This is a genomic window from Clostridium frigoris, assembly GCF_018861865.1.
GTDB lineage: Bacteria > Bacillota > Clostridia > Clostridiales > Clostridiaceae > Clostridium_AD > Clostridium_AD frigoris.
In genome coordinates, this window is sequence record NZ_JAHLDV010000116.1 from 1 (window position 1) to 2,709 (window position 2,709).

2 protein-coding genes are annotated in these 2,709 nt (G+C 32.2%); both read left to right on the top strand.

Annotated features, from left to right (window positions below; all coding sequences use genetic code 11):
• Positions 1-132: 132 nt before the first annotated feature.
• Positions 133-1,155, top strand: a complete 1,023-nt coding sequence (locus tag KPL37_RS19250; protein WP_216151687.1) for a molybdopterin-binding protein — start codon at positions 133-135, stop codon at positions 1,153-1,155.
• 78 nt (positions 1,156-1,233) lie between these two features.
• The gene (locus KPL37_RS19255; RefSeq protein WP_216151688.1) at positions 1,234-2,301 is read left to right on the top strand and encodes an XdhC family protein; all 1,068 of its coding nucleotides are present in this window, start codon (positions 1,234-1,236) and stop codon (positions 2,299-2,301) included.
• Positions 2,302-2,709 lie beyond the last annotated feature (408 nt).

Genomic DNA, 2,709 nt, shown 5'->3' on the forward strand with positions numbered 1-2,709 from the left:
ACAATTATACCAAATAGAGGGGGTCATTGTTTTTTGTGCTAAAAACAGCTACAATCCTTGCAATAGCAGGGTTTTAAATAAATAAAACAAAGATAGTGTTAACACTATCTAGAAAATATAGGAGGACAAAATATGAAAACAGTTTCTGTTTATGATTCTGTAGGTATGGTTTTAGTACATGATATGACGCAAATTATTCCCGGGAAATATAAGGGAAGTCGATTTAAAAAGGGGTATGTGGTTAAGGAGCAAGATATCCCAGTACTTCTTGAGATGGGAAAAGAAAATCTATTTGTTATTAACTTAGAGGATGGAGGGGTGCATGAGGATGAAGCAGCAATTAGAATTGCTAAAGCAGCTGCAGGTATAGGCATTGAACTTAAAGTTAAAGGTGAGGGCAAAATTGAGCTAGTAGCATTGTATGATGGTCTACTTCAAATTGATGTGGACAAGCTTATGGAAATTATTGATCAAGAGGAGGTCGTGCTAGCAACACTTCACAAAAATCAAGTAGTAAAAAAAGGACAGGTAGTGGCGGGTACAAGGGTTATACCACTGTTTGTACCTGAAGAAATTGTAAGCACAGCGGAAACTGTATGTTTGGATAATGCAATTATAAGAGTAACACCATTAAAGCCACTTAAAGTAGGGCTTGTAACTACAGGAAGCGAGATTTATCATGGAAGAATAAAAGACGCTTTTGGTCCTATTTTAGATAAAAAGTTTGGTTTATTGGGAAGCACAGTTGTTCATCAAATAATATCTGATGATAATGATGATATGATTGCAGATTCTATTAAGCAGTTACTATCTGAGAAAGTAGACATGGTAGCAGTTACAGGTGGTATGTCTGTAGACCCAGATGACAGAACACCTTCTGGCATTCGCAAAGCAGGAGGAAAAGTTGTAACTTATGGTGCATCTGTTCTTCCGGGCGCGATGTTTTTGCTTGCATATATTGGTGATATTCCTGTTGTTGGTTTGCCAGGATGCGTAATGTATCATAAGATAAGTATTTTTGATTTGATTATACCAAGAATTATGGCAGGAGATAAGCCTACCAGAAGTGATATTAAGAAGCTAGCTCATGGAGGTCTATGTAGAAATTGTGAAACATGTACTTATCCAAATTGCGGTTTTGGAAAAGCATTTTAGGGGTTAATATATATCTTATATTTCAATAATATTGTGGTGATATCAATTTTAAAATTCTTACAGTGGAAGGTGAACAATATGTTGGAAAATATATATGAAGAATTAGTAAAAAAGGTTAACGATGGTTTTAAGTGTGTAATGTTAACATATCTTAACTTATACAGCGATAGAGACGGAACTATAACAAAAAAGATTATTCTAACTTGTGATGAAATACAAAACAAATTGATTATACTCAGTGATGATATTTACAATGAAATACAACTTTCAATGAATACTGGAAAGATTCGAGTTTTTAATATAGAAGAAAAAAAATCTCTTATAATAGAACCATTTATTCCGAAGCCTCGTTTGATTGTATTTGGTGGTGGTCACATAGCCATGCCTTTATCTGAATTTGCATCAAAAGCAAATTTCTCTGTTACTGTTATAGATGATAGACCATTCTTTGCCAACAAAAAACGTTTTCCAAAAGCGGATAAAGTTATTTGTGAAAGTTTTGAAAAATCCTTTAGTTTATTAAATTTAAGAAAATCTGATTATGTTGCTATTATAACTAGGGGCCACAGGTATGATGGATTAGTTTTACGTGAAGTTTTAAAATATGATCTTAGTTATGTTGGTATGATAGGATCCAAACGTAGAGTAAAGGGTATGATGGAAGAATTACTTAGCGAAGGATTTTCAAGTGACAAGCTTAACCTAGTTAATTCCCCTATAGGCATTGATATATATGCTATAACACCAGATGAAATAGCATTTTCAATAATAGCAGAGTTAATAAGTTTTAAAAATAAAGGTACTATTAATAATTCTGGTGAAAAATTTGTTATACCTGAGTTTGATATAGATGTAGCAGAAAAAATATTTGTGGAAGCAGAAATTTCAAAAGCGCTTATAACAATACTTTCGTCTAAAGGATCTGTTCCTAGAAAAGCAGGGGCTAAAATGATAGCTTACTATGATGGTAGAACAATTGGAAGCATAGGTGGTGGTTGTAGCGAAGCCGCGGTAATAGTTAAGGCAAGAGAGATCATGGTAAGTAAAGGTTTTATAATTGAACATGTTGATATGACAGGTGAAGTAGCTGAAGATGAGGGTATGGTATGCGGCGGAGTTATGGAAGTTCTTATAGAATCATTTTAGTGGTTATCATCATTTAAGTATATACTTGAATGGTGATATTTTTTAAAAATATTAGCAATATTAGCAATATTGGAAATATTAAAATCATTTTACCATGCGTATCCCAATGAGTAATATTGAAGTATTTAGCCATATATGTAGAAATATAGAGTTAATCTTATTAGAATCTATTTATGAAAAAAGTGACTTGTTATATATATGATAAAATACTCTTTGTCGTCACATAGAAGTGGCACATTAAGCTAACTGTTAATTACAATTTATTAGATTTTAATTAAAATTTATTAAAAGAAGTAATTGACAAAACAAGAAAAACCTAGTATTATAGTAGAAGTCGTCACATGATGACAAAGCAAATTGGTCTTTGAAAATTAAACAGAGAAATAGGTAAAGAAATGAAATAATATT

Bases quoted from the DNA above. Each gene is read 5' to 3' on its own strand.
- KPL37_RS19255 (WP_216151688.1), top strand. From the start codon at position 1,234: ATGTTGGAAAATATATATGAAGAATTAGTAAAAAAGGTTAACGATGGT.
- KPL37_RS19250 (WP_216151687.1), top strand. From the start codon at position 133: ATGAAAACAGTTTCTGTTTATGATTCTGTAGGTATGGTTTTAGTACAT.